Origin of the sequence: Cupriavidus yeoncheonensis (genome assembly GCF_905397275.1) — a bacterium.
In the GTDB taxonomy this organism is placed as follows: Bacteria; Pseudomonadota; Gammaproteobacteria; order Burkholderiales; family Burkholderiaceae; genus Cupriavidus; species Cupriavidus yeoncheonensis.
Window position 1 is genome coordinate 89,638 of the sequence record NZ_CAJPUY010000012.1, and the last position, 18,807, is coordinate 108,444.

The 18,807-nt window shown below is 67.6% G+C and carries 14 protein-coding genes; 6 read left to right on the top strand and 8 right to left on the bottom strand.

Annotated features, from left to right (window positions below):
* Positions 1–12: 12 nt before the first annotated feature.
* Entirely contained in the window at positions 13–588 is a 576-nt protein-coding gene (locus KHO22_RS17510; protein WP_211948429.1) for a malto-oligosyltrehalose synthase, read from the bottom strand.
* A gap of 375 nt (positions 589–963) precedes the next feature.
* Here KHO22_RS17510 and KHO22_RS17515 point away from each other — a divergent pair, with 375 nt between their 5' ends.
* From KHO22_RS17515 to KHO22_RS17525, 3 genes are read left to right on the top strand one after another with little or no spacing between them, the layout of a single operon-like run.
* Positions 964–1,335, top strand: a complete 372-nt coding sequence (locus tag KHO22_RS17515) for a BON domain-containing protein (protein WP_211948430.1) — start codon at positions 964–966, stop codon at positions 1,333–1,335.
* Positions 1,336–1,360: 25 nt separating this feature from the next.
* Entirely contained in the window at positions 1,361–1,579 is a 219-nt protein-coding gene (locus tag KHO22_RS17520) for a hypothetical protein (protein WP_211948431.1), read from the top strand.
* Between the two features lie 52 nt (positions 1,580–1,631).
* The gene (locus tag KHO22_RS17525) at positions 1,632–2,024 is read left to right on the top strand and encodes a hypothetical protein (RefSeq protein ID WP_211948432.1); all 393 of its coding nucleotides are present in this window, start codon (positions 1,632–1,634) and stop codon (positions 2,022–2,024) included.
* Between the two features lie 72 nt (positions 2,025–2,096).
* On the opposite strand, the gene KHO22_RS17530 is transcribed toward KHO22_RS17525, so the two are convergent.
* The 5 genes from KHO22_RS17530 to KHO22_RS17550 form a co-directional block, all read right to left on the bottom strand.
* Positions 2,097–2,828 carry a BON domain-containing protein gene (locus KHO22_RS17530; RefSeq protein ID WP_211948433.1) on the bottom strand — a complete coding sequence of 244 codons (732 nt, stop codon included), beginning with the start codon at positions 2,826–2,828 and terminating at the stop codon, positions 2,097–2,099.
* A gap of 100 nt (positions 2,829–2,928) precedes the next feature.
* Positions 2,929–3,285 (bottom strand): endonuclease, encoded by a 357-nt coding sequence (locus KHO22_RS17535; RefSeq protein ID WP_211948434.1) that lies wholly within the window; start codon positions 3,283–3,285, stop codon positions 2,929–2,931.
* Positions 3,286–3,477: 192 nt separating this feature from the next.
* A complete protein-coding gene (uvrA, locus tag KHO22_RS17540) occupies positions 3,478–9,360 on the bottom strand; it encodes an excinuclease ABC subunit UvrA (RefSeq protein ID WP_211948435.1) in 5,883 nt (1,960 codons plus the stop codon).
* A gap of 381 nt (positions 9,361–9,741) precedes the next feature.
* Positions 9,742–10,338, bottom strand: a complete 597-nt coding sequence (ribA, locus tag KHO22_RS17545; RefSeq protein ID WP_211948436.1) for a GTP cyclohydrolase II — start codon at positions 10,336–10,338, stop codon at positions 9,742–9,744.
* Between the two features lie 157 nt (positions 10,339–10,495).
* Positions 10,496–10,966, bottom strand: coding sequence for an Lrp/AsnC family transcriptional regulator (locus KHO22_RS17550; protein WP_211948437.1), 471 nt, complete (start codon positions 10,964–10,966; stop codon positions 10,496–10,498).
* A 154-nt stretch (positions 10,967–11,120) separates the two neighbouring features.
* On the opposite strand from KHO22_RS17550, the gene KHO22_RS17555 reads away from it, so the two are divergent.
* A complete protein-coding gene (locus KHO22_RS17555) occupies positions 11,121–11,447 on the top strand; it encodes an AsnC family transcriptional regulator (protein WP_211948438.1) in 327 nt (108 codons plus the stop codon).
* A 9-nt stretch (positions 11,448–11,456) separates the two neighbouring features.
* Here KHO22_RS17555 and KHO22_RS17560 read toward each other — a convergent pair whose 3' ends face one another.
* Complete coding sequence (locus KHO22_RS17560) at positions 11,457–12,377, bottom strand: LysR family transcriptional regulator (RefSeq protein ID WP_211948439.1); 921 nt, start codon at positions 12,375–12,377, stop codon at positions 11,457–11,459.
* 135 nt (positions 12,378–12,512) lie between these two features.
* Here KHO22_RS17560 and metE point away from each other — a divergent pair, with 135 nt between their 5' ends.
* Together metE and KHO22_RS17570 are read left to right on the top strand one after the other, a co-directional pair.
* Positions 12,513–14,882 carry a 5-methyltetrahydropteroyltriglutamate--homocysteine S-methyltransferase gene (metE, locus tag KHO22_RS17565; protein ID WP_211948440.1) on the top strand — a complete coding sequence of 790 codons (2,370 nt, stop codon included), beginning with the start codon at positions 12,513–12,515 and terminating at the stop codon, positions 14,880–14,882.
* A 172-nt stretch (positions 14,883–15,054) separates the two neighbouring features.
* Complete coding sequence (locus KHO22_RS17570) at positions 15,055–17,151, top strand: TonB-dependent receptor family protein (protein ID WP_211948441.1); 2,097 nt, start codon at positions 15,055–15,057, stop codon at positions 17,149–17,151.
* Between the two features lie 78 nt (positions 17,152–17,229).
* Here KHO22_RS17570 and KHO22_RS17575 read toward each other — a convergent pair whose 3' ends face one another.
* On the bottom strand, positions 17,230–18,648 hold the full coding sequence (locus KHO22_RS17575; protein WP_211948442.1) for a DUF1254 domain-containing protein: 1,419 nt from the start codon (positions 18,646–18,648) through the stop codon (positions 17,230–17,232).
* Positions 18,649–18,807 lie beyond the last annotated feature (159 nt).

Sequence of the window (18,807 nt, forward strand, 5' to 3'; positions counted from 1 at the left end):
AGTCCGGCTGCGTCACAACGTCGGCGCGATGCCCCGCGTGAGTCGGGCGGCGATCGGCGTCAACTGCTTGCCCGCCCGCGCCTCGGTGGGCGACGCGCCCTGCTGCTGCGGCAGGTATGGCCGGATCACCAGGGCCACGTAATCGTCTTCCTTCGGCGTCACGACGATATACGCCAGGCCCGACATCACCAGGCCGACCTCGCCGAGTTCCGTGGAGATGCGCGCGACGATGAAGCGTTGCAGCAGGCGCGGATCGATCGACTCGTCGATCGCCAGCGCCGCCGTGCAGATGGTGAGGAAGCAGCGCTCGACCTCCTGGCAGACCACCACGACCTCGTCGAGCGCGTAGCCGGACTGGCTCGCGCGCACCAGCACCGAGACACCGGTGCTTGGCGCGGCCCGGTGCCAGCCCGGCTTGACCTTGAAGGACGGCAGGGTCAGTCCCGAGCCCGTGTCGTGGGCGACGGTATTGAAGCGTTGCGAGAAGGCCGACGGCGTCATGGCGAGCAGTTGCCGTTCGACGGGGGTCGAGGACACCGCCACGGACGAGGCGAGGACGAGGGAAGACAGGACGGCGGCCAGATTCATAGCTTCCTCCCAATCGGTGAGCCGCTTCCCCCCGGCCGGCTGCCTGGACGCCACCCCGCAAGCGGTCCAAGGCCAGCATCGATCTTCACTATAGACGCGGCTGCACGCAAATGCCGCGCCACATGTGCCGCCGGGGCGCCGGGGCGACCACCTTCGCGCGCACGTCCGCCCGCCCATGCAGTTTCTTCAGCCGCGGTAAAAAGTACAGCAGCGCTGCTGCGATTGCGCCGCATGGCCGTGCGCACTGCCGCCCGCCGGTGCGGGAACGAAGCTTGCAGAGATATGCGCAAGGGCCGGCCAGACGCTGGACCATGTGGCGGCCGTTGTCGCCGCATGCTGCCCGGGAAGGCTGGCCGCTATCCGGAGGACATCGCCATGAACACTCGTCTGCGCGCCAAGCTCGCATCGACCGCGCCAGCCGTGGCAGCCGCGCTGCTGTTCGCTGGCAGCGCTATCCATGCCGCGCCAACAGATCCGGCCCCGGCGCCGTCGTCGCCGGGCCGAACGGCCGAGCCCCGTGACACCCAGGCCAGCAGTGACCGTGACATCACGACGGAAGTCCGGGCGCGGCTGGCGTCCAGCCGGGCCGTCGATCCGGCGAATATCCGCGTCAGCACGACCGACGGGGTGGTGCGACTGGAGGGCACCGTGCGCGACGACGCGCAACGCGCGAGCGTGATGGACATGGCGCGCCGCGTCCGCGGCGTGACCGCGGTATCCGACGAATTGAAGGCCCGCACCGACTAACCAGGTTTTGAGGAGGGCACGGCAAATGAATACGCACCGCCAGCACGAGCACGACAACCGGCAGGACCTCAAGCGGACAAGCCACAAGGGGCCCGATGTCGACCATGAACGCGGAAAGCCCGGCCGCGAGCCCCGGCGCGACGTGGAGCGCGAGCACGACATTCCCGACGAGAACGGCGAGCCGCCGTCGGTGCGCCGCGGCGGCAGTCCCGAAGCCAGCGAGCCGCCGGTCGAGAACACCTGAACGTCTGAAGTCTGGTCTGAAGTCTGAAATCTGAAGCCAACCGGAGAGCAGGATGAGCAAGACCGTACGAACCGGAGGAGGCGCCAACAGGCGGGCGTCGGCGGCTTCACGCCCGCAGGCTGCCGCGTCGTCAACGCGCAAGCGTAGCGACGAGCACGACGAGCGCAAACGCAGCGACGCGCGCAGCGCCAGGGAGGCCGCCGGCGGCAACGTGCCAAGCACGCTGGACCCCGACCTGACCGAGCCGGCGGAGGATATCGACGCCGAACTGGCCCAGATCGACCGTGAGCGCCATGAGCCGCCCGACCAAGCGCTTCCCGAGGAACTGATCGGCGAGGACGTCGAACGCGCGGCGGAGCGCCTGCCCGCTGGCGTGCCGGTCGACAAGGCTGACCGTACGGACGAGCGTGAGGAGCGTCCTCCCTCTGCGCCGAAGATCGACTAGGTTATCCCACACGAAATCGCCCCGGGCAGTGCCGGGGCGATTCAGTTGTGACAACGGCCTACTCCGAGCGACCTACTCCGAGGCCAGCATGCCGTAGCGGTGCACGTGGATGTGGTTGAGCACATCGCGCACGCCGAACACCGACTCCGCGATGTCTTCGATCTCGTACTTGCTGCGCCGGTCGTTCACGGTGCCTTCCATCGTCACCACGCCGTCGTGTACCTGCACCGTCACCTCGCTCACATCGAGCCCGGGTTCATGCGCGAGCCGCGTGCACACATCGTCGTGGATGCGGTCGTCGGCGCGGCGATAGTTGCGCGGCCCTTCGCTGCGGCGATAACCGGCATCGCCACGGCCGTAGCCGCGCTCGCGCCCATGACGCTCCTGCTCCTGCTCCCGCTCTCGTTGCTCATCCAGGACATACATGGGATAGCGGCCCTGCTCGCGGCGCGGATCGGGGCGCCTCTCGCCGTATCGTTCCTGGCGGGACGCCCCGGAAGCGGGCCAGGTCCACTCTTCGACGTAGAGCCCGACCCATTCCTCGTCGCCCTCGTCGCGCCGCCGGTCCTGCTGGCCCCAGGTGCCGCGTTCGTCTTCGCGTGGCAGTCGTTCTTCGGGATTGCCGTGGCGGGCCGAAAGATGACGCATGCGTTCGGTTCGCTGATGCGCCGGCAAATCGCTGTAGCCCTGGTCATTGCCGCCGTACATGCGCTGGGCTGGCCTGCGCAGGTAGTCGTCGTCGCCGCGCGGGTAGTCGTCATCGCGCGGATCGCGGCGGCGATCGGGATAGTCGCTGAGTCTCATGGGATTACCTCCTTTGCCCCGGGGCGGTGGCAATGATTTCAACCGATGGTAAAAGCGACCGCACGCGGATGCGACGCCTCAGCAGCCTGCGCGCGACCAGTCAGGCTCCGTCGAGGAACCTGTTGCGCGTGCCGAGCCGCTGCCCCAGATTCGGGCTGTCTTCGGTATACGGATATGGCGTCCGCTGCATGGTGTCAGGCCTATAGGCACCAGGCTGAGAAGGCACTGCGGAAGGCTGCGCAGGCATTGTGGAAGGCTGCGACTCGGGGGCAAGGTCCTGACGCGTGGGCGCGCTTGCGCCCTGCGTGTAAGGATCGAACTTGTCGCCTGTGCGTCCGCCCGGCGTGTAGGGGTCGGTCGCGCCGCGCGGCGTTGCCGGCGACTGCGCCATGGCAGGAATCGATGCTGCCGCGAGCAACGCAGCCAGCAACACGCGGCTCGGTCGGAAATGCTTCATGGGCTTACCTCCGTTCGCGCGCGAAGTGCGCGCCTGTCGCCACTATCTAGCGAAAGGCATGCCCGGCACGGAAGGCAGCAGATGGCGCATGTGGCGCAGGTGGCGCACCAGGGCCGCAAGCGGCAGCAAAACCGAAGATTGCCGCGACAGGGCCGCCCGAGTGGCCCCGTCGCGCCATGGAAGCCGCGCCAGTCAGCCGACGCTTGCGCGTGCCGGCTCGACGGTTCGCGCCAGCACCGGCACCAGCGCCGCGCCCGTGTGGCTGGCCGGCATGCGCGACAGCGCCTCCGGATCGGTTGCGCCGACAATGGCGCCGCCACCCGCGCCGCCTTCCGGGCCCAGATCGATGATCCAGTCGGCCTCGGCGATCACGTCAAGGTCGTGCTCGATCACCACCACGCTGTGGCCGCCGTCGGTGAGCCGGTGCAGCACGCGAATTAGCCGGGCCACGTCGGCCATGTGCAGGCCAACAGTCGGCTCGTCCAGCACGTACAGCGTGTGCGGCGCCTTCTGCCCGCGCCGCGTGATGTCATCGCGCACCTTGCTCAGTTCCGTGACCAGCTTGATGCGCTGCGCTTCGCCGCCCGACAGCGTGGGCGAGGGCTGGCCGAGCGTCAGGTAGCCCAGGCCCACGTCCTTCATGAGCTGCAGCGGATGCGCAATATTCGACATCGCGGAGAAGAACTCCACCGCCTCGTCGATCTCCATCGTCAGCACTTCGCCGATGTTCTTGCCGCGCCAGGTCACGGCCAGGGTCTCGGGGTTGAAGCGCTGGCCATGGCAGACATCGCACGGCACCTTCACGTCCGGCAGGAAGCTCATGCCGATGGTGCGCACGCCCTGCCCTTCGCAGGCCGGGCAACGGCCGTCGCCGGTATTGAACGAGAAGCGCGACGCGGTGTAGCCGCGCGCACGCGCTTCGAGCGTGTCGGCGAACAGGCGGCGAATGGTGTCCCACAGGCCGATATACGTGGCCGGACACGAGCGCGGCGTCTTGCCGATGGGTGTCTGGTCCACCTCCAGCACGCGATCGATCGATTCCCAACCCGTGATGGCGTCGCAGCCGTACCAGTCGTGTTCGACCTTCAGCGCCTTCTTCTCGGCCCGGGCTCCCCTCGCGGTGGCCTCCTGCTGCGCGGCATTGCGCGCGCGGCGCGTGGCCGGCGAAGACATCACCGAGCGTCCCACCGCATCAAGCAGGTTGGTCATCAGCACATCACGCGCGAGCGTGGACTTGCCCGAACCGCTAACGCCCGTGATCGCGACCAGGCGCGCCAGCGGAATGCGCGCCGTGACATCGCGCAGGTTGTGCAGCGAGGCCCCGTGGACGGTGAGCCATTCGGGCGGATCGGCCGGCTTGCCGGCGGCGCCGGGACTGACCGTGCGCCTGGCCTGCAGCGGATGGACAATGGGCCGGGCCAGGAATTGCCCGGTGGTGGAATCCGCGGCCGCGGCCAGGTCCGCCACACCGCCCTGCGCCACCAGCGTGCCGCCGCGCTTGCCGGCGCCAGGGCCGATATCGATGATGTGGTCGGCGCGGCGGATGGTGTCTTCGTCGTGCTCCACCACCACCAGCGTGTTGCCCTTGTCGCCGAGCTTGCGCAAGGCATCGAGCAGGATCTTGTTGTCGCGCGGGTGCAGGCCGATGGTCGGTTCATCCAGCACGTAGCACACGCCCTGCAGGTTGCTGCCGAGCTGCGCCGCCAGGCGGATGCGCTGCGCTTCGCCGCCCGACAGGCTCGGCGCGGCACGGTCCAGGCTCAGGTAGCCGAGACCGACTTCCTCCAGGAACTGCAGGCGGCTGCCGATCTCGCTGATGACATCGCGCGCAATGTCGGCGTCGCGTCCGGTGAGATGCAGCCCGTCGACCCAGCGGCGCGTGTCCGACACCGTCCACCGCGCCACCTCGACAATCGCGTTCTCGTCGAACGTCACGGCGCGCGCGACCAGGTTCAGGCGCGTGCCGTGGCAGTCCGGACACGGGGTATCGCCCACGCCTTCCGGCTCCTGCTCCTCGGACGGCAGGCTCTGCTCGCGGCCGCGGTCATCGCCGGCCAGCACGGTGTCGTCGAACACCGCGCGCTGCTCGCGCGTCAGCGTCAGGCCCGTGCCCACGCAGGTGGTGCACCAGCCATGCTTGCTGTTGTACGAGAACATGCGCGGATCCAGCTCGGGATAGCTGGTGCCGCAGACCGGGCAGGCGCGCTTGGTGGAAAACACCTTGACCTCGCCCACATGCGCGGTGCCGTCGCCGTTGTGCATGGCATCGTGCAGGCCGTCCAGCGGCGCCAGCAGGTGCATCACGCCCTTGCCCGCCTCCAGCGCCTGCGCCAGCAAGGCGCGCAACTGCCCTTCGTTATCGGGCGAAATCACCAGGTCGCCCACGGGCAACTCGATGGTGTGCTCGCGGAAGCGGTCCAGCCGCGGCCACGGATCGACCGGCAGGAACTCGCCGTCCACGCGCAGGTGCGTGTTGCCGCGCGCCTTGGCCCATTTGGCCAGATCGGTATAGACGCCCTTGCGGTTCACCACCAGCGGCGCAAGCAAGCCGACATGCTCGCCGCGATGGTCGCGCAGGAGCTGCGCGGCGATGGAATCCGGGCTTTGCGACGTCACCGGCGCGCCGTCATGCACGCAGTGCTGGATGCCGAGCTTGACGTACAGCAGGCGCAGGAAGTGCCAGACTTCCGATGTGGTCGCGACCGTGCTCTTGCGGCCGCCGCGCGACAGGCGCTGCTCGATCGCCACGGTCGGCGGAATGCCGTAGACCGCATCCACCTCCGGCCGGCCCGCCGGCTGCACGATCGAACGCGCATAGGCGTTGAGCGACTCCAGGTAACGGCGTTGTCCTTCGTGGAACAGGATGTCGAACGCGAGCGTCGACTTGCCCGAACCGGACACGCCCGTCACTACATTGAACTTGCCGTGCGGAATGTCGACGCTGAGCGCTTTCAGGTTGTGTTCGTGCGCGTTGACGATGCGCACCACGTCCTCGCCCTCGATCGCGCGGCGCGCGCGCCGGGCCTGCAGCGCGGCCTGCAGCGGCACGCCATCGCTGTCGTCACCTCGGGCACGCTCTGCCGTCAGCGTCCCGGCTTCGCCAAGCGCGGCGTCGTAGTGGATCAGCGCCTGGCCGGTGTGGGATTCGGCGCAACCCTTCACGTCGTCGGGCGTGCCGGTGCAGACCACGCGGCCGCCGGCATCGCCGCCTTCCGGGCCGAGGTCGATCAGCCAGTCGGCGGCGCGGACCACGTCGAGGTTGTGCTCGATCACCACCAGCGAATGGCCGCCGTCCAGCAGCTTGCCGAACGCGCGCATCAGCTTGGCGATGTCGTCGAAATGCAGGCCCGTGGTGGGCTCGTCGAACATGAACAGGCGCCTGGGCGACGTGTCCGGCCGGATCACCCGCCCCTTGGGCTGCGCCGCCTGCGCGGCTTCGGCCAGGAAGCCTGCCAGCTTGAGGCGCTGCGCCTCGCCGCCGGACAGGGTCGGCACGGGCTGGCCGAGCTTCACGTACTCCAGGCCGACATCGATGATGGGTTGCAGCACGCGCAGCACCGCCGCGTCGCCGGTAAAGCAGGTGGCGGCTTCCGACACGGTGAGTTCCAGCACGTCGGCCACGCTCAGCGCGCGCGCGGGCTGGCCCGGCACTGTGCGCTCGATCTTCACCTCCAGCACTTCGGGACGGTAGCGGCTGCCGTCGCAATCCGGGCAGCGCAGGTAGACGTCGCTGAGGAACTGCATCTCGACGTGCTCGAAGCCGGAACCGCCGCAAGTCGGGCAGCGCCCGTCGCCGGAATTGAAGCTGAAGGTCCCTGCCGTATAGCTGCGCTGCACGGCCATGGGCGCCCTGGCGAAGATCTTGCGGATCTCGTCGAACGCGCCCACGTAGCTGGCCGGGTTGGAGCGCGCGGTCTTGCCGATCGGCGACTGGTCGACGAACACCACGTCATCGACGAGGTCCGCGCCACGCAGCGCGCGGTGCGTGCCCGGCGCTTCCGTGGCCTTGCCGAAATGGCGCGCCATGGCCGGGTACAGCACGTCCTGCAGCAGCGTGGACTTGCCCGAGCCGGATACGCCCGTCACGCACACCAGCCGCTGCAGCGGGATGTCCACCGTCACGTCCTGCAGGTTGTGCTCGGTCGCGCCTTCCAGCACGATGCGCGGCACGGCAGCGTCCACCAGGCGGCGTTGCCAGTGCGAGGCGTCCGCCACGCGCTTGCGGCCACCCAGGTAGTCGCCGGTGAGCGTCGCTGCGCCGCGGATGTCCTTGGGCGTGCCGTCGAAGATGATGGTGCCCCCGCGCTCGCCCGGCCCGGGGCCCATGTCGATCAGGCGGTCGGCGGCCAGCATCACGGACGGATCGTGTTCGACCACCACCAGCGTGTTGCCGGCGTCGCGCAGGCGGTGCATGGCCTCGACAATGCGGTTCAGGTCGCGCGGGTGCAGGCCGATGCTCGGCTCGTCCAGCACGAACAGCGTATTGACCAGCGACGTGCCAAGCGCCGTGGTCAGGTTGATGCGCTGGACTTCGCCGCCCGAGAGCGTGCGGCTCTGGCGGTCCAGTGTCAGGTAGCCCAGGCCCACGTCGCACAGGTACTTGAGCCGCGTGCGGACTTCCGCCAGCAGGAGCTTGAGCGCATCGTCGAGCATGCTGCTCGGCAGCGTCAGGTCATCGAAGAACCGGCGGATGCGCGCGATCGGCATCAGCATCAGGTCATGCACGGTGAGGCCGGGCAGTGCCTCGAGCTGCGTGCGGTCCCAGTCCACGCCGCGCGGCAGGAAGCGCCGTGGTGGCGCGAGCACGGTGTCGGCGTTGTCCTTCGAGCCCAGGCGCCACAGCAGCGATTCGGTCTTCAGGCGCGCGCCGCCGCAGGTTTCGCATGGCGTGTAGCTGCGGTACTTGGACAGCAGCACGCGGATATGCATCTTGTACGCCTTGGACTCCAGATAGCTGAAGAAGCGCATCACGCCGTACCACTGCTTGTTCCACTGGCCATTCCAGTCGGGCGAACCGTGGACGACCCAGTGGCGCTGGGCATCGGTCAGATCCGCCCACGGCGTGTCGCGCGGGATGTCGGCCTTGCCCGCGTAGCGCATCAGGTCGTCCTGGCATTCTTTCCAGGCCGGCGTCTGCATCGGCTTGATGGCGCCCTGGCGCAGGGTCTTGCGCACGTCCGGAATGACCAGCCCGAGGTCCACGCCGATCACGCGGCCAAACCCGCGACAGGTCTCGCAGGCACCATAGGCGGAGTTGAACGAGAACAGCGCCGGCTGCGGGTCGGCGTAGCGCAGGTCGCTGTCGGGGCTGTGCAGGCCCGTGGAAAAGCGCCAGACCGGGCCCTCGCCTTCATCGGCCAGGACATAGACGTTGACGCGACCACCGCCGCGCCGCAACGAGGCTTCGATCGCCTCCACCGCGCGGGCCTTTTCGACCGACCCGGCACGGAAGCGATCCGCCACCACGTCCAGCACCTTGCGCGTCCCGGTCGACGATTCGACCACGCGCTGCGCCTGCACGCGGGTGTAGCCGCTGACCGACAGCCATTGCTGGACTTCCTCTTCGGTGGCCGACTCGGGCAGCTCGACCGGGAACGTCACCACCAGCCGCGCATCGCGATGCGGCTGGCCTTCGGCCGTGCGCGCGAGCAAATCCGCGTAGATCGTTTCCGGCGAGTCGTGCCGCACGGGCTGCGCGGTCTGCCGGTCGAACAGTTCCGCGGCGCGCGCATAGAGCAGCTTCAGGTGGTCGTTCAGCTCGGTCATGGTGCCGACCGTCGAGCGCGAACTGCGCACCGGGTTGGTCTGGTCGATCGCAATGGCCGGCGGCACACCATCCACGCGTTCCACCTGCGGCCGGTCCATCCGGTCGAGGAACTGGCGCGCGTAGGCGCTGAAGGTTTCCACGTAGCGCCGCTGGCCCTCGGCATAGAGTGTGTCGAACACCAGGCTGGACTTGCCCGACCCGGACGGGCCAGTTACCACCGTCATCTCGCCGGGGCGGAGATCGAGGTCGACATTCTTGAGGTTGTGCTGGCGGGCGCCCCGGATACGGATCAGCTGCTTGCTCGACACGTGTTTTCTCTTTTGAATCAGATGGTTATGCCACCTTTACGAGATCATGGCAGCGCAAAGAACTACCTTAGCACATGTGCGATGACCGTTCGCCAGGCCCGGGCTCCCAAGGCAGGACACCCGGCCGCACGGGCGGGTGGAACTGTATATCCGTACAGTGTATCAGCCCGGACACAAATCCGTTGAAGTGGGAAGGTTCGGCACGGGATGTACGCACGCTGGCGAACGGTGCGTCACGGCACACGCGACCAACAGCGCGACCCTGAGCTCCGCCCCTTCGAGGTTCTGCATTTCAGCGCCATGAATGACAACGCCCCTAGGCCATGCCCAGGGGCGCATACGACCAGCTCACGACGACCGGAGTGCGCCGGCCACGTTGGCCTAATCCAGCAAATGCCCCATCCGTGACCGCTTGGTCGCCAGGTATTTCTCATTCTCGGCATTGGACGGCACGATGTGCCGCAACTGCTCCTTCACCACGATGCCGGCCTTCTCGAGCGCGGCGGCCTTGAGCGGGTTGTTGCTCATCAGGCGCACGGACTTCACGCCCCACTGATGCAGCAGGTCTGCGGCAAACGCGTAGTTGCGGGCGTCGATGGCCTGGCCGAGTGCCAGGTTGGCGTCGACCGTATCGAGGCCGGTGTCCTGCAGGGCGTAGGCGCGGATCTTTTCGGCCAGGCCAATACCGCGGCCCTCGTGGCCACGCAGGTACAGCAGGATCCCGCGTCCCTCGGCGGCGATCTTCTCCATCGCCAGTTCCAGCTGCGGACCGCAGTCGCAGCGGCAGGAACCGAATACGTCACCGGTCAGGCACTCCGAATGCATGCGGATCAGCACATCATCGCCCGTGATGTCCCCCACGCTGAGGGCAAGGTGCTCGATGCCCGAATCCACGCCCTTGAAGGCGTGTGCCGTAAATTCGCCGAATCGGGTGGGCAGGCGCGCCGAATCGATCAGCGTAATTTCTGTGTCGTTCATACCGGTATTCAAGGAAATCAGGGGGGCCGGCGGGGCCGGCGCCGCTCGACATTATGAGCGGAATTGTATCTTGACGCTTGCCGACGGCGCCGGCAGGCGCTTTGAACAGCTTGTTCAGAAGCTTGCAACGGCCTCGTGCAAGCGGGATGAAGCCGGTCTAGGGCGCGACGGAGGGCTCTCTTTTCAGGGTGCGAAGCACGAAGGTGGAGTGACTGTGGCGCAGGCCCGGCAGCTTGTAAAGCTTGTGCCGCAGGAATTCCTCGTAGCCTTCGGTGCCGGCCACCGCGACCTTGATCAGGTAGTCATACTCGCCGGTCAGCAGGTGGGCCTCCAGCACTTCCGGCAATTCGGCCAGGGCCTCGCCGAAGCGGTCGAGCATGTCGTCGTCGTGGCGGTCCAGCGTGACCTCGATCAGCACCGTATCCGGCAGGCCCAGCGCCTTCTGGTTAAGCAGCGCCGCATAGCCTTCGATCACGCCGCTTTCTTCCAGCGCGCGCACGCGGTTCCAACACGGCGTGGCAGACAAGCCCACCTGCTCCGCAAGCCTGGCATTCGACAACCGGCCATCGCGCCGCAACTCACGCAGGATGCGGCGGTCGATGTCGTCGAGCTTGGGGACGGTTGCCATGGGATATCTCCACGAAAAGGAATCATCTTTTGCATATTCTAATCCATGGAGATGATTCTTCTTCCATCGTCCACATTTGGCAGGTAATTCAGAAGCCAATTTTCCCGGTGCGCTGGTAAATTTACCTGACCGATACACTTGCTTCCCACGCCACATGCCAGCCACCGCCGATCCCACCTTGCGACTCGATTTCCGCCTGACCGACGATGATCTGCTCGGCGCCATGGAATGGGTACTGGCCAATGCGCGCCGCACCGGCCTGGCCCTGCAGCAGTTGCGCTTCGATGCCTCCGCACGCCATCTGGTGAACGCCACGCTGACCGCGGCCGATGCTGATCGGCTGCACCTCTTCGTCAGGCGCCTGGGCAACGGCATGGACGTGGAAATCCTGATGGCCGATTTCGGGGAGGACGAACCTGCCGCTGACGGCCGGCCTGGCGTCCCTGCCGCGGCCGAGCCCGAACTCGCCCTGCACGCCTGACTTGCCGGTTCAGCCGGGCGGCAGCAGTTCGATGCCGTCCAGCTGGGCCGCGCAGATATCCCGCACGATCGACACGAAGTCCGCCACATAGGGCCGCTGCGAAATGGCGGCCGGGACCGTGGCGTACAACTCGCTCCAGAGCCCTTTCGCGCCGATGCGCTTGGCCAGCACATAGTCGTGGTCGACGTAGTTCTTCACGCCCCAGTTCGGCAGTGCCGCCACGCCGCGGCGGCTGGCGACCAGTTGCAGCACGGCCACGGTCAGCTCGGCGGTGCGCCGCTGCAGGCGGATTCCCGCAGGTTCCAGCACTTCACGGATCAGGTCGATACGCTGCTCGGGCACCGGGTATGTGATCAGCGTTTCCCCCGCCAGATCCGCCGCCTCGATGCGCCGCTTGTTGCGCAGCCGGTGCTCGTTGGCCAGTACGGCCAGGATCTCGAAGCGGAACAGTGGCGCAACTTCCAACCCGCGTCGCGTAGCCGGCATGGAGCCGATCACCATGTCGGCACGCCCTTCGCCAAGCAAGGCGATCGGATCCGCGTGAAAGCCCGCGACGAGGTCGACTTCCACTTCCGGCCAGCGCCGGCGGAACTCGTCCATCACCGGCATCAGCCAGTCAAAGCAGGTGTGGCACTCCAGCACGACGCGCAACTCGCCGCGTGTGTCGCCCTTGAGCCGTTCGACATCGCGATCGGCCGCGCTCACGGCGGCCAGCACCTCGCGCGCCAGCGCCAGCAGGCGTTCGCCGGCCGGCGTGAAGCGCAGCCCCTGGCGCGTGCGATCGAACAGCGGCAGGCCATAGTGCGCCTCGATCGCCTTGATCTGGTGGGACAGCGCCGACTGGCTCACGTGCACGCGTTCGGCCGCCGTGGCCAGCTTGCCGGATTCCGCGATCGCCACCAGCGAGCGGAAATGCCTGACCTCGATCACGCCGGGTCCCCCTTGATGGCGTCTTGCATCCGATTGATATGAAATATATTCATACTTTGTTTAAAACATGTCGCTTGATTCATTCTACGGTGAAACCGACACTGTGCGCCAGACAAGACCTTTGGGAGCATCGTCATGGCACGCACACATATCCTCGGCTTTCCGCGCATCGGCGCGCGCCGTGAACTGAAATTCGCGCAGGAGTCCTTCTGGCGCGGCGAAAGCACGGAAGCGGACCTGCGCACCGTGGCTGCCGGCCTGCGCCGCCGCCACTGGCAACTGCAGGCTGACAGCGGCCTGGACTCGGTCGCCACCGGCGACTTTGCGTATTACGACCAGATGCTGAGCCTGACGGCCCTGCTCGGCGCGCTGCCGCGCCGCTTCGGCTTCGACCCAGCCGGCCTGACGCTGGCCCAGTACTTCGAACTGGCGCGCGGCAACCGCGAGCAGCCGGCCATGGAAATGACCAAGTGGTTCGATACGAACTATCACTACCTGGTGCCGGAACTGGACCCGGCCACCCGCTTCGATGGTGGTCCCGACTGGTTCTTCGAGGAAATTGAAGAAGCGCTGGCGCTTGGCCTGAAGGCCCGCCCGGTGCTGATCGGGCCGGTCACCTACTTGTGGCTGTCCAAGACGCACGAGGCCGGGTTCGACAAGCTGTCGCTGCTGCCGCAGCTGGCACAGGCCTACCAGCGCATCCTTGCACGCCTGAAGGCCCGTGGCATCGAGTGGGTGCAGATCGACGAGCCGGCGCTGAGCCTGGATCTCGATGCCGACTGGCTGAACGCCTACGACCAGGCCTACGCCGCGCTGGCCCGGTCCGGCGTGAAGCTGCTGCTCGCCACCTATTTCGACAGCGCGGCCGACCATGCCGCGCGCGCGGCCACATTGCCGGTGCAGGGCTTCCACATCGACCTGGTGCGGGCGCCCGCCCAGCTCGACGCCTGGCGCCACGCGCTTCCGGCCGATGCCGTGCTTTCGGTCGGCGTGATCGACGGCCGCAATATCTGGCGCAGCGACCTGCGCCGTGCGCTCGATACGCTGCGGCCGCTGCACGCCGAACTGGGCGAGCGCCTGTGGGTGGCGCCTTCGTGCTCGCTGCTGCACGTGCCGGTATCGCTCGAACACGAGGTGCGCCTCGATGCCGAGCTGAAGTCCTGGCTTGCCTTTGCCACGGAAAAGCTGGGCGAGCTGCGCGTGCTGGCCACGGCGCTGAACCAGGGCGAGACTGCCGTCGCCGCGCAACTCGAAGCGTCGGATGCCGTGCAGGCTTCGCGCCGCCAGTCGCGCCGCGTGGTCAACCCGCGCGTGCAGCAGCGCCTGGCCGCGGTCACGCCCGATATGGCCGAGCGCGCCAGCCCGTTCGACACGCGCATCGAACGCCAGCGCCAGGCCCTGCAACTGCCGCTGCTGCCCACCACCACGATCGGCTCGTTCCCGCAGACCACCGCCATCCGCCAGACCCGTGCCGCCTTCAGGCGCGGCGACATCGGCGCGCTCGAGTACCTGCAGCGCATCCGCGGCGACATCGAACTGGCCGTGCGCAAGCAGGAGGCGCTGGGCCTGGACGTGCTGGTCCACGGCGAAGCCGAGCGCAACGACATGGCCGAATACTTCGGCGAGCAGTTGTGCGGCTACGCCTTCACGGAAAACGGCTGGGTGCAGAGCTACGGCTCGCGTTGCGTCAAGCCGCCCGTCATCTATGGCGACGTGTACCGCCCCGAGCCGATGACCGTGGACACGGCGCGCTATGCCCAGTCGCTGACTGACCGCCCGATGAAGGGCATGCTGACCGGCCCGGTCACCATGCTGCAATGGTCCTTCGTGCGCGACGACCAGCCGCGCGCCGATACCGCGCGCCAGCTGGCACTGGCCATCCGCGACGAGGTGTGCGACCTGGAGCAGGCCGGCATCCGCGTGATCCAGATCGACGAGCCGGCACTGCGCGAAGGCCTGCCGCTGCGCCGCGCCGACTGGGATGCGTACCTGGCGTGGGCGGTCACCGCCTTCCGGCTGTCGGCCGCAGGGGTGGCGGACCAGACCCAGATCCACACCCATATGTGCTATGCCGAGTTCAACGACATCCTGCCGTCGATCGCAGCCATGGACGCGGACGTGATCACGATCGAGACCTCGCGCTCGGCCATGGAGTTGCTGGAAGGCTTCGGCGATTTCGACTACCCGAACGAGATCGGGCCGGGCGTCTATGACATCCACTCGCCGCGCGTGCCGTCGGTGGACGCCATGGAGAAGCTGCTCGATCGCGCCTGCGAGGTCGTGCCGCCGCAGCGCCTGTGGGTCAACCCCGACTGCGGACTGAAGACGCGCGGCTGGGAAGAGACCGAGGCCGCGCTGGCCAATATGGTGTCGGCCGCACGCAAGCTGCGCGGCCGCCTGGCCGGCCAGGACGTTCTGGCGTGGAAGCGCGTAGCGCGCCAGCAGGCGGTCCCGGCGGCACATCATCACAGCGCGGACTGCGCCTGCAACTCGCGCGCAGCCTGAGCACCGAGGCCTGAACACTGCGGCCCGGGGCTGTGACCCGGGCGCCGCCTGTGCGGCGCTGTGTCACATAGCCGCAGCGGCCCGCGCTCCGTATCCTTGCCGGCTGTCGAATTACACTCAGAGCGCCGGCGTCCGTTCCTTGCGGATGCCGATGTGCCGGCAAAGGGAAATCATGAAAAGAGCCAGACACTGGCGGCACGCGGCGGTGCTGCCAGCCGCCGCACTGACCGGCGCTGCCATCGCGCAGACCGCTCCTGCCACCGGAGCGGAGCCGGTCACGCTCCCCACCGTCACCGCCACGGCCAGGGCCGAAGGCTCGCTGACCGTGCCGGGCGTGGCGAAGCAGCGCGAATCGCTGTACCAGTCGGCCGGCTCGGTCGGCTTTGTCGATGCCGACAGCTACGCGAATACCTACGCCAGCAACTTGCGCGATGTACTGAAGGACGCCCCCGGCGTCTACGTGCAGGAGCGCTATGGCCAGGAGCTGCGGCTGTCCATCCGGGGGTCGGGCATCGCGCGCGGCTTCCACACGCGCGGCCTGGAAATCCTGCAGGACGGCGTGCCGACCAACTTCGCCGATGGCAGCGGCGACTTCTACCAGATCGACCCGATCGGCCTGAACGCGGCCGAGGTCTACAAGGGCGGCAACGGCCTGGCGTACGGCAGCTCCACGCTCGGTGGCGCCATCAACTTCACCACGCCTACGGCCTTCACTGCGGAGTCGCCCAACCAGGTACGCGTCGACGGCGGCAGCTTCGGCACCATCCGCGCGGCCGGCCAGGTCTCGCGCCAGATCGGCAATTTCGATTTCCTGGCCAACCTGAGCGTGGACCATTCGAAAGGCTACCGGGACCACGAGCGCGGCCAGTACGAGCAGCTCAACGCCAACTTCGGCTATCGCTTCAGCCCGGCGGTCGAGACGCGCTTCTATGTGGGCGCCTATGTGGTCGACCAGCTCCTGCCCGGCACGCTGTCGCTGCAGGATGCGCTGAACAACCCGACCAAGGCCTCCGCCAGCGCGCTGGCCGGCGACCAGGCGCGCAACACACGCACCGAGCGGCTGGCCAACGTCACCACGGTCAAGCTCGACAGCGGCCAGCTCGATTTTTCCACCTGGGTCATCCACAAGAGCCTGTACCACCCGATCTTCCAGGTTGTCGACCAGGACTACTGGACCTACGGCTTCGCGCCGCGCTATACCGGAACGCAGACTGTCGCTGGCCTGCGCAACGTGGTCATCGCCGGGGCAAGGTTCTTTGGCGGCAACAATGACGCGCGCCAGTACGTCAACGTCGCGGGCAACCGCGGCGCCCAGACGCTCAACGCCAGGCAGGATGCCTACAACTACGAGGCCTACCTGGAAGACCGCCTCTACGTGGTGCCCACCGTCGCGCTGATGGCCGGTGCCAAGGCCTACTACAACGAGCGCCGCTACAAGGATTTCGGCGGCCTGCCCGCCAACCCCGTGCCCAAGGCCGACGACACCACCTACAGCGGCGTGAACCCCAAGTTCGGCGTGCTGTGGGAGCCCGTCAAGGACGTGCAGGCCTTTGCCGACATCACGCGCAGCGCCGATGTGCCGGACTTCACCGACCTGAACCAGACCATCGGCACCACCACGCAGTTCGTACCGCTTTCCGCCCAGCACGGCTGGACCCTGGAGCTGGGCACGCGCGGGCGCCGCGAACGGCTGGCGTGGGATCTCACGCTGTACCGCTCGCTGGTGCGCGACCAGCTGCTGCAGTTCACGACCAACCCGAACGTGCCGGCCGCCACCTTCAACGCCAACCGCACCACGCTGCAGGGCGTGGAACTCGGCCTGAGCGCCGACCTGCTGCAGAACGTGGCCACCACGGCCGACAAGGTCACGCTGTCGCAACTGTGGAACTACAGCGATTTCCGCTTCGACAACGATCCGCAGTACGGCAACAACCGCATTGCCGGCGTACCCGAGCACGTGCTGCGCACCACGCTGGCCTACAGCCAGGCGTCGGGGCTGCGCATTGCCGGCACCATCGACTGGGTGCCGACCGGCGCCTTCGTCGACTATGCGAACACCCTCAAGGTGCCGTCGTACGTGCTGTTCGGCGTGCAGGCCAGCTACGACTTCAGGCATGGCCTGACGGTCTTCCTGGATGCGCGCAACCTCGGCAACAAGCGCTACGTGAGCGACTTCAGCACGGTCACCGATGCCCGCACCGCCAATACGGCGGTGTTCTATCCCGGCAGCGGCCGCGCGCTCTATGCCGGCGTGCGCTACAAGTTCTGACCGGGTCGCTCCGGCAAGACCAAGCAGAAAGGCCGCGTCCCCGGACGCGGCCTTTTTCTTTTACGGCCGGCAACGGCCTCAGTTCGCGCGCTCGACCGGCGGCGGCATCCACGTGCCGTCGAGCAGCGCCTGCTCCGGCCAGTAGGCGCGCAGGGTCATGTTGAGCGCATCCGGCGGGGCCGGCAGCCAGTTGGCCACCCTGCCGCGCTCCGGGCGCTCATGCTGGATATAGATATCGAGCGAGCCGTCGCGGTTGTAGCGCAGGTGGTCGCGGCTGCCGATCGCATAGCGGCCAATCGGGTTCTCGACGAAGGCCTGGCGCTGGTTATACAGCGACAGCGACCAGAAGGCCCTCGCGGGCGGGAGCTGGTCCTTGGCAAAGTGCAGGACGTAGCTGGTACTGCCTTGCAGCGCCTTGCCAGCGGCATCGGTCCGGGTCGAGGCGTAGATGGCGTCTTCCGGCAGGTTGGCGCCAAGCCCGACCATGGCCGTTACCGCGCGGCGCCCGTAGTTGACACCGTAGTTGCCCAGGTCGCGGTGCATGACCCAGCCATTGCCGGCATCGGCGCTGCCCTTGCGCGACATCTCGGAGATCGCCTGCAGCGCGGCGGTGGCGCCTTCCTGCACGGCGCGCGCGGTGGAGGGTTCCAGCACCGTGGTCTTGAACGGTACGCCCGGCTCCAGCCCCATGCGGCGCATCTTCTCCACCATGGCGGCATCGGCCGCGGCGGGCGGATTGGCGGGCAGCAGGCTCGCAAACCGGCTGAAGAAGGCCTGCGCGTCCATGGCCGCCACCTGCTCGACCGGCGGCGACTGCGTGTCCAGCGTCGGCGAACGCGGCGCCGGCTTTTCCGGCGCCGCGCGTACACCCATCTGCCAGGCGGACAGCGGCGTCAGCCGGTACTGGTCCTGCAGGCGGTGCACGGCCGGGAAATCCTTCTTGCCGTTGGCCTGGGTGCGGCCGATCAGCCAGACCATGGCCGTGGGCGACTTGATCTGCTTCATGCCCTTGGGCAGCGGACCTTCCCAGCCCGGACCGGTGATGACGAAGTTGCCGCGCTGCGTGCCGGTGGTGCGCTTGCCGGGCGAGGCGAAGACATTGGTCCACGCGTCCATCAGCGGCATCAGGTAGTAGCGCCCGCGCGTATCGGGCACGGACAGCACGACGGGCTCTTTGGACAGGTCCAGCCAGGCCGATGAATAAAGCGTGTCGGCATTGGGGGTGACCACTTCGGTGAAGCTGGCGTCCGGGAAGGTGCGCTTGTGGCTGAAGGTATTGGGCGGCGTGCGCAGGCTCATCAGCTCGCGCGTCACGTCCATCAGCACCAGCGGGTAGGCGTAGGTGAAGACCTCGGCGGACAGCGCCTTCATGGCCTGGTTCGACGGCGGCTGCACGGCCGCGACCGGCGCGGTGGCCGGTTCATGCGTGGCGGAGCAAGCGCCGAGCAGGACGGCGAGCGCCGCGACGCCCGCCATTTGACGGATGGAAGGTTTCATGACCCCGATTCCCAAATTTGTTCTGGCGGCCTTCTTGCGGGGTCGGCGAATGGCGTGGTGCCAAGTTACCCCGGAGGCGCATCTATTCCGTCCGAATCATGTCCGCACGTCCCGAACGTGTCAATTCCTCCAAAGCAGGGCTGCGAGTGGAAGCGAACC

Excerpts from the sequence above, each read along its gene's own strand:
- KHO22_RS17510 (WP_211948429.1), bottom strand. The coding sequence starts at position 588 with ATGAATCTGGCCGCCGTCCTGTCTTCCCTCGTCCTCGCCTCGTCCGTG.
- KHO22_RS17515 (WP_211948430.1), top strand. The coding sequence starts at position 964 with ATGAACACTCGTCTGCGCGCCAAGCTCGCATCGACCGCGCCAGCCGTG.
- KHO22_RS17520 (WP_211948431.1), top strand. The coding sequence starts at position 1,361 with ATGAATACGCACCGCCAGCACGAGCACGACAACCGGCAGGACCTCAAG.
- KHO22_RS17525 (WP_211948432.1), top strand. The coding sequence starts at position 1,632 with ATGAGCAAGACCGTACGAACCGGAGGAGGCGCCAACAGGCGGGCGTCG.
- KHO22_RS17530 (WP_211948433.1), bottom strand. The coding sequence starts at position 2,828 with ATGAGACTCAGCGACTATCCCGATCGCCGCCGCGATCCGCGCGATGAC.
- KHO22_RS17535 (WP_211948434.1), bottom strand. The coding sequence starts at position 3,285 with ATGAAGCATTTCCGACCGAGCCGCGTGTTGCTGGCTGCGTTGCTCGCG.
- ribA (WP_211948436.1), bottom strand. The coding sequence starts at position 10,338 with ATGAACGACACAGAAATTACGCTGATCGATTCGGCGCGCCTGCCCACC.
- KHO22_RS17550 (WP_211948437.1), bottom strand. The coding sequence starts at position 10,966 with ATGGCAACCGTCCCCAAGCTCGACGACATCGACCGCCGCATCCTGCGT.
- KHO22_RS17555 (WP_211948438.1), top strand. The coding sequence starts at position 11,121 with ATGCCAGCCACCGCCGATCCCACCTTGCGACTCGATTTCCGCCTGACC.
- metE (WP_211948440.1), top strand. The coding sequence starts at position 12,513 with ATGGCACGCACACATATCCTCGGCTTTCCGCGCATCGGCGCGCGCCGT.
- KHO22_RS17570 (WP_211948441.1), top strand. The coding sequence starts at position 15,055 with ATGAAAAGAGCCAGACACTGGCGGCACGCGGCGGTGCTGCCAGCCGCC.
- KHO22_RS17575 (WP_211948442.1), bottom strand. The coding sequence starts at position 18,648 with ATGAAACCTTCCATCCGTCAAATGGCGGGCGTCGCGGCGCTCGCCGTC.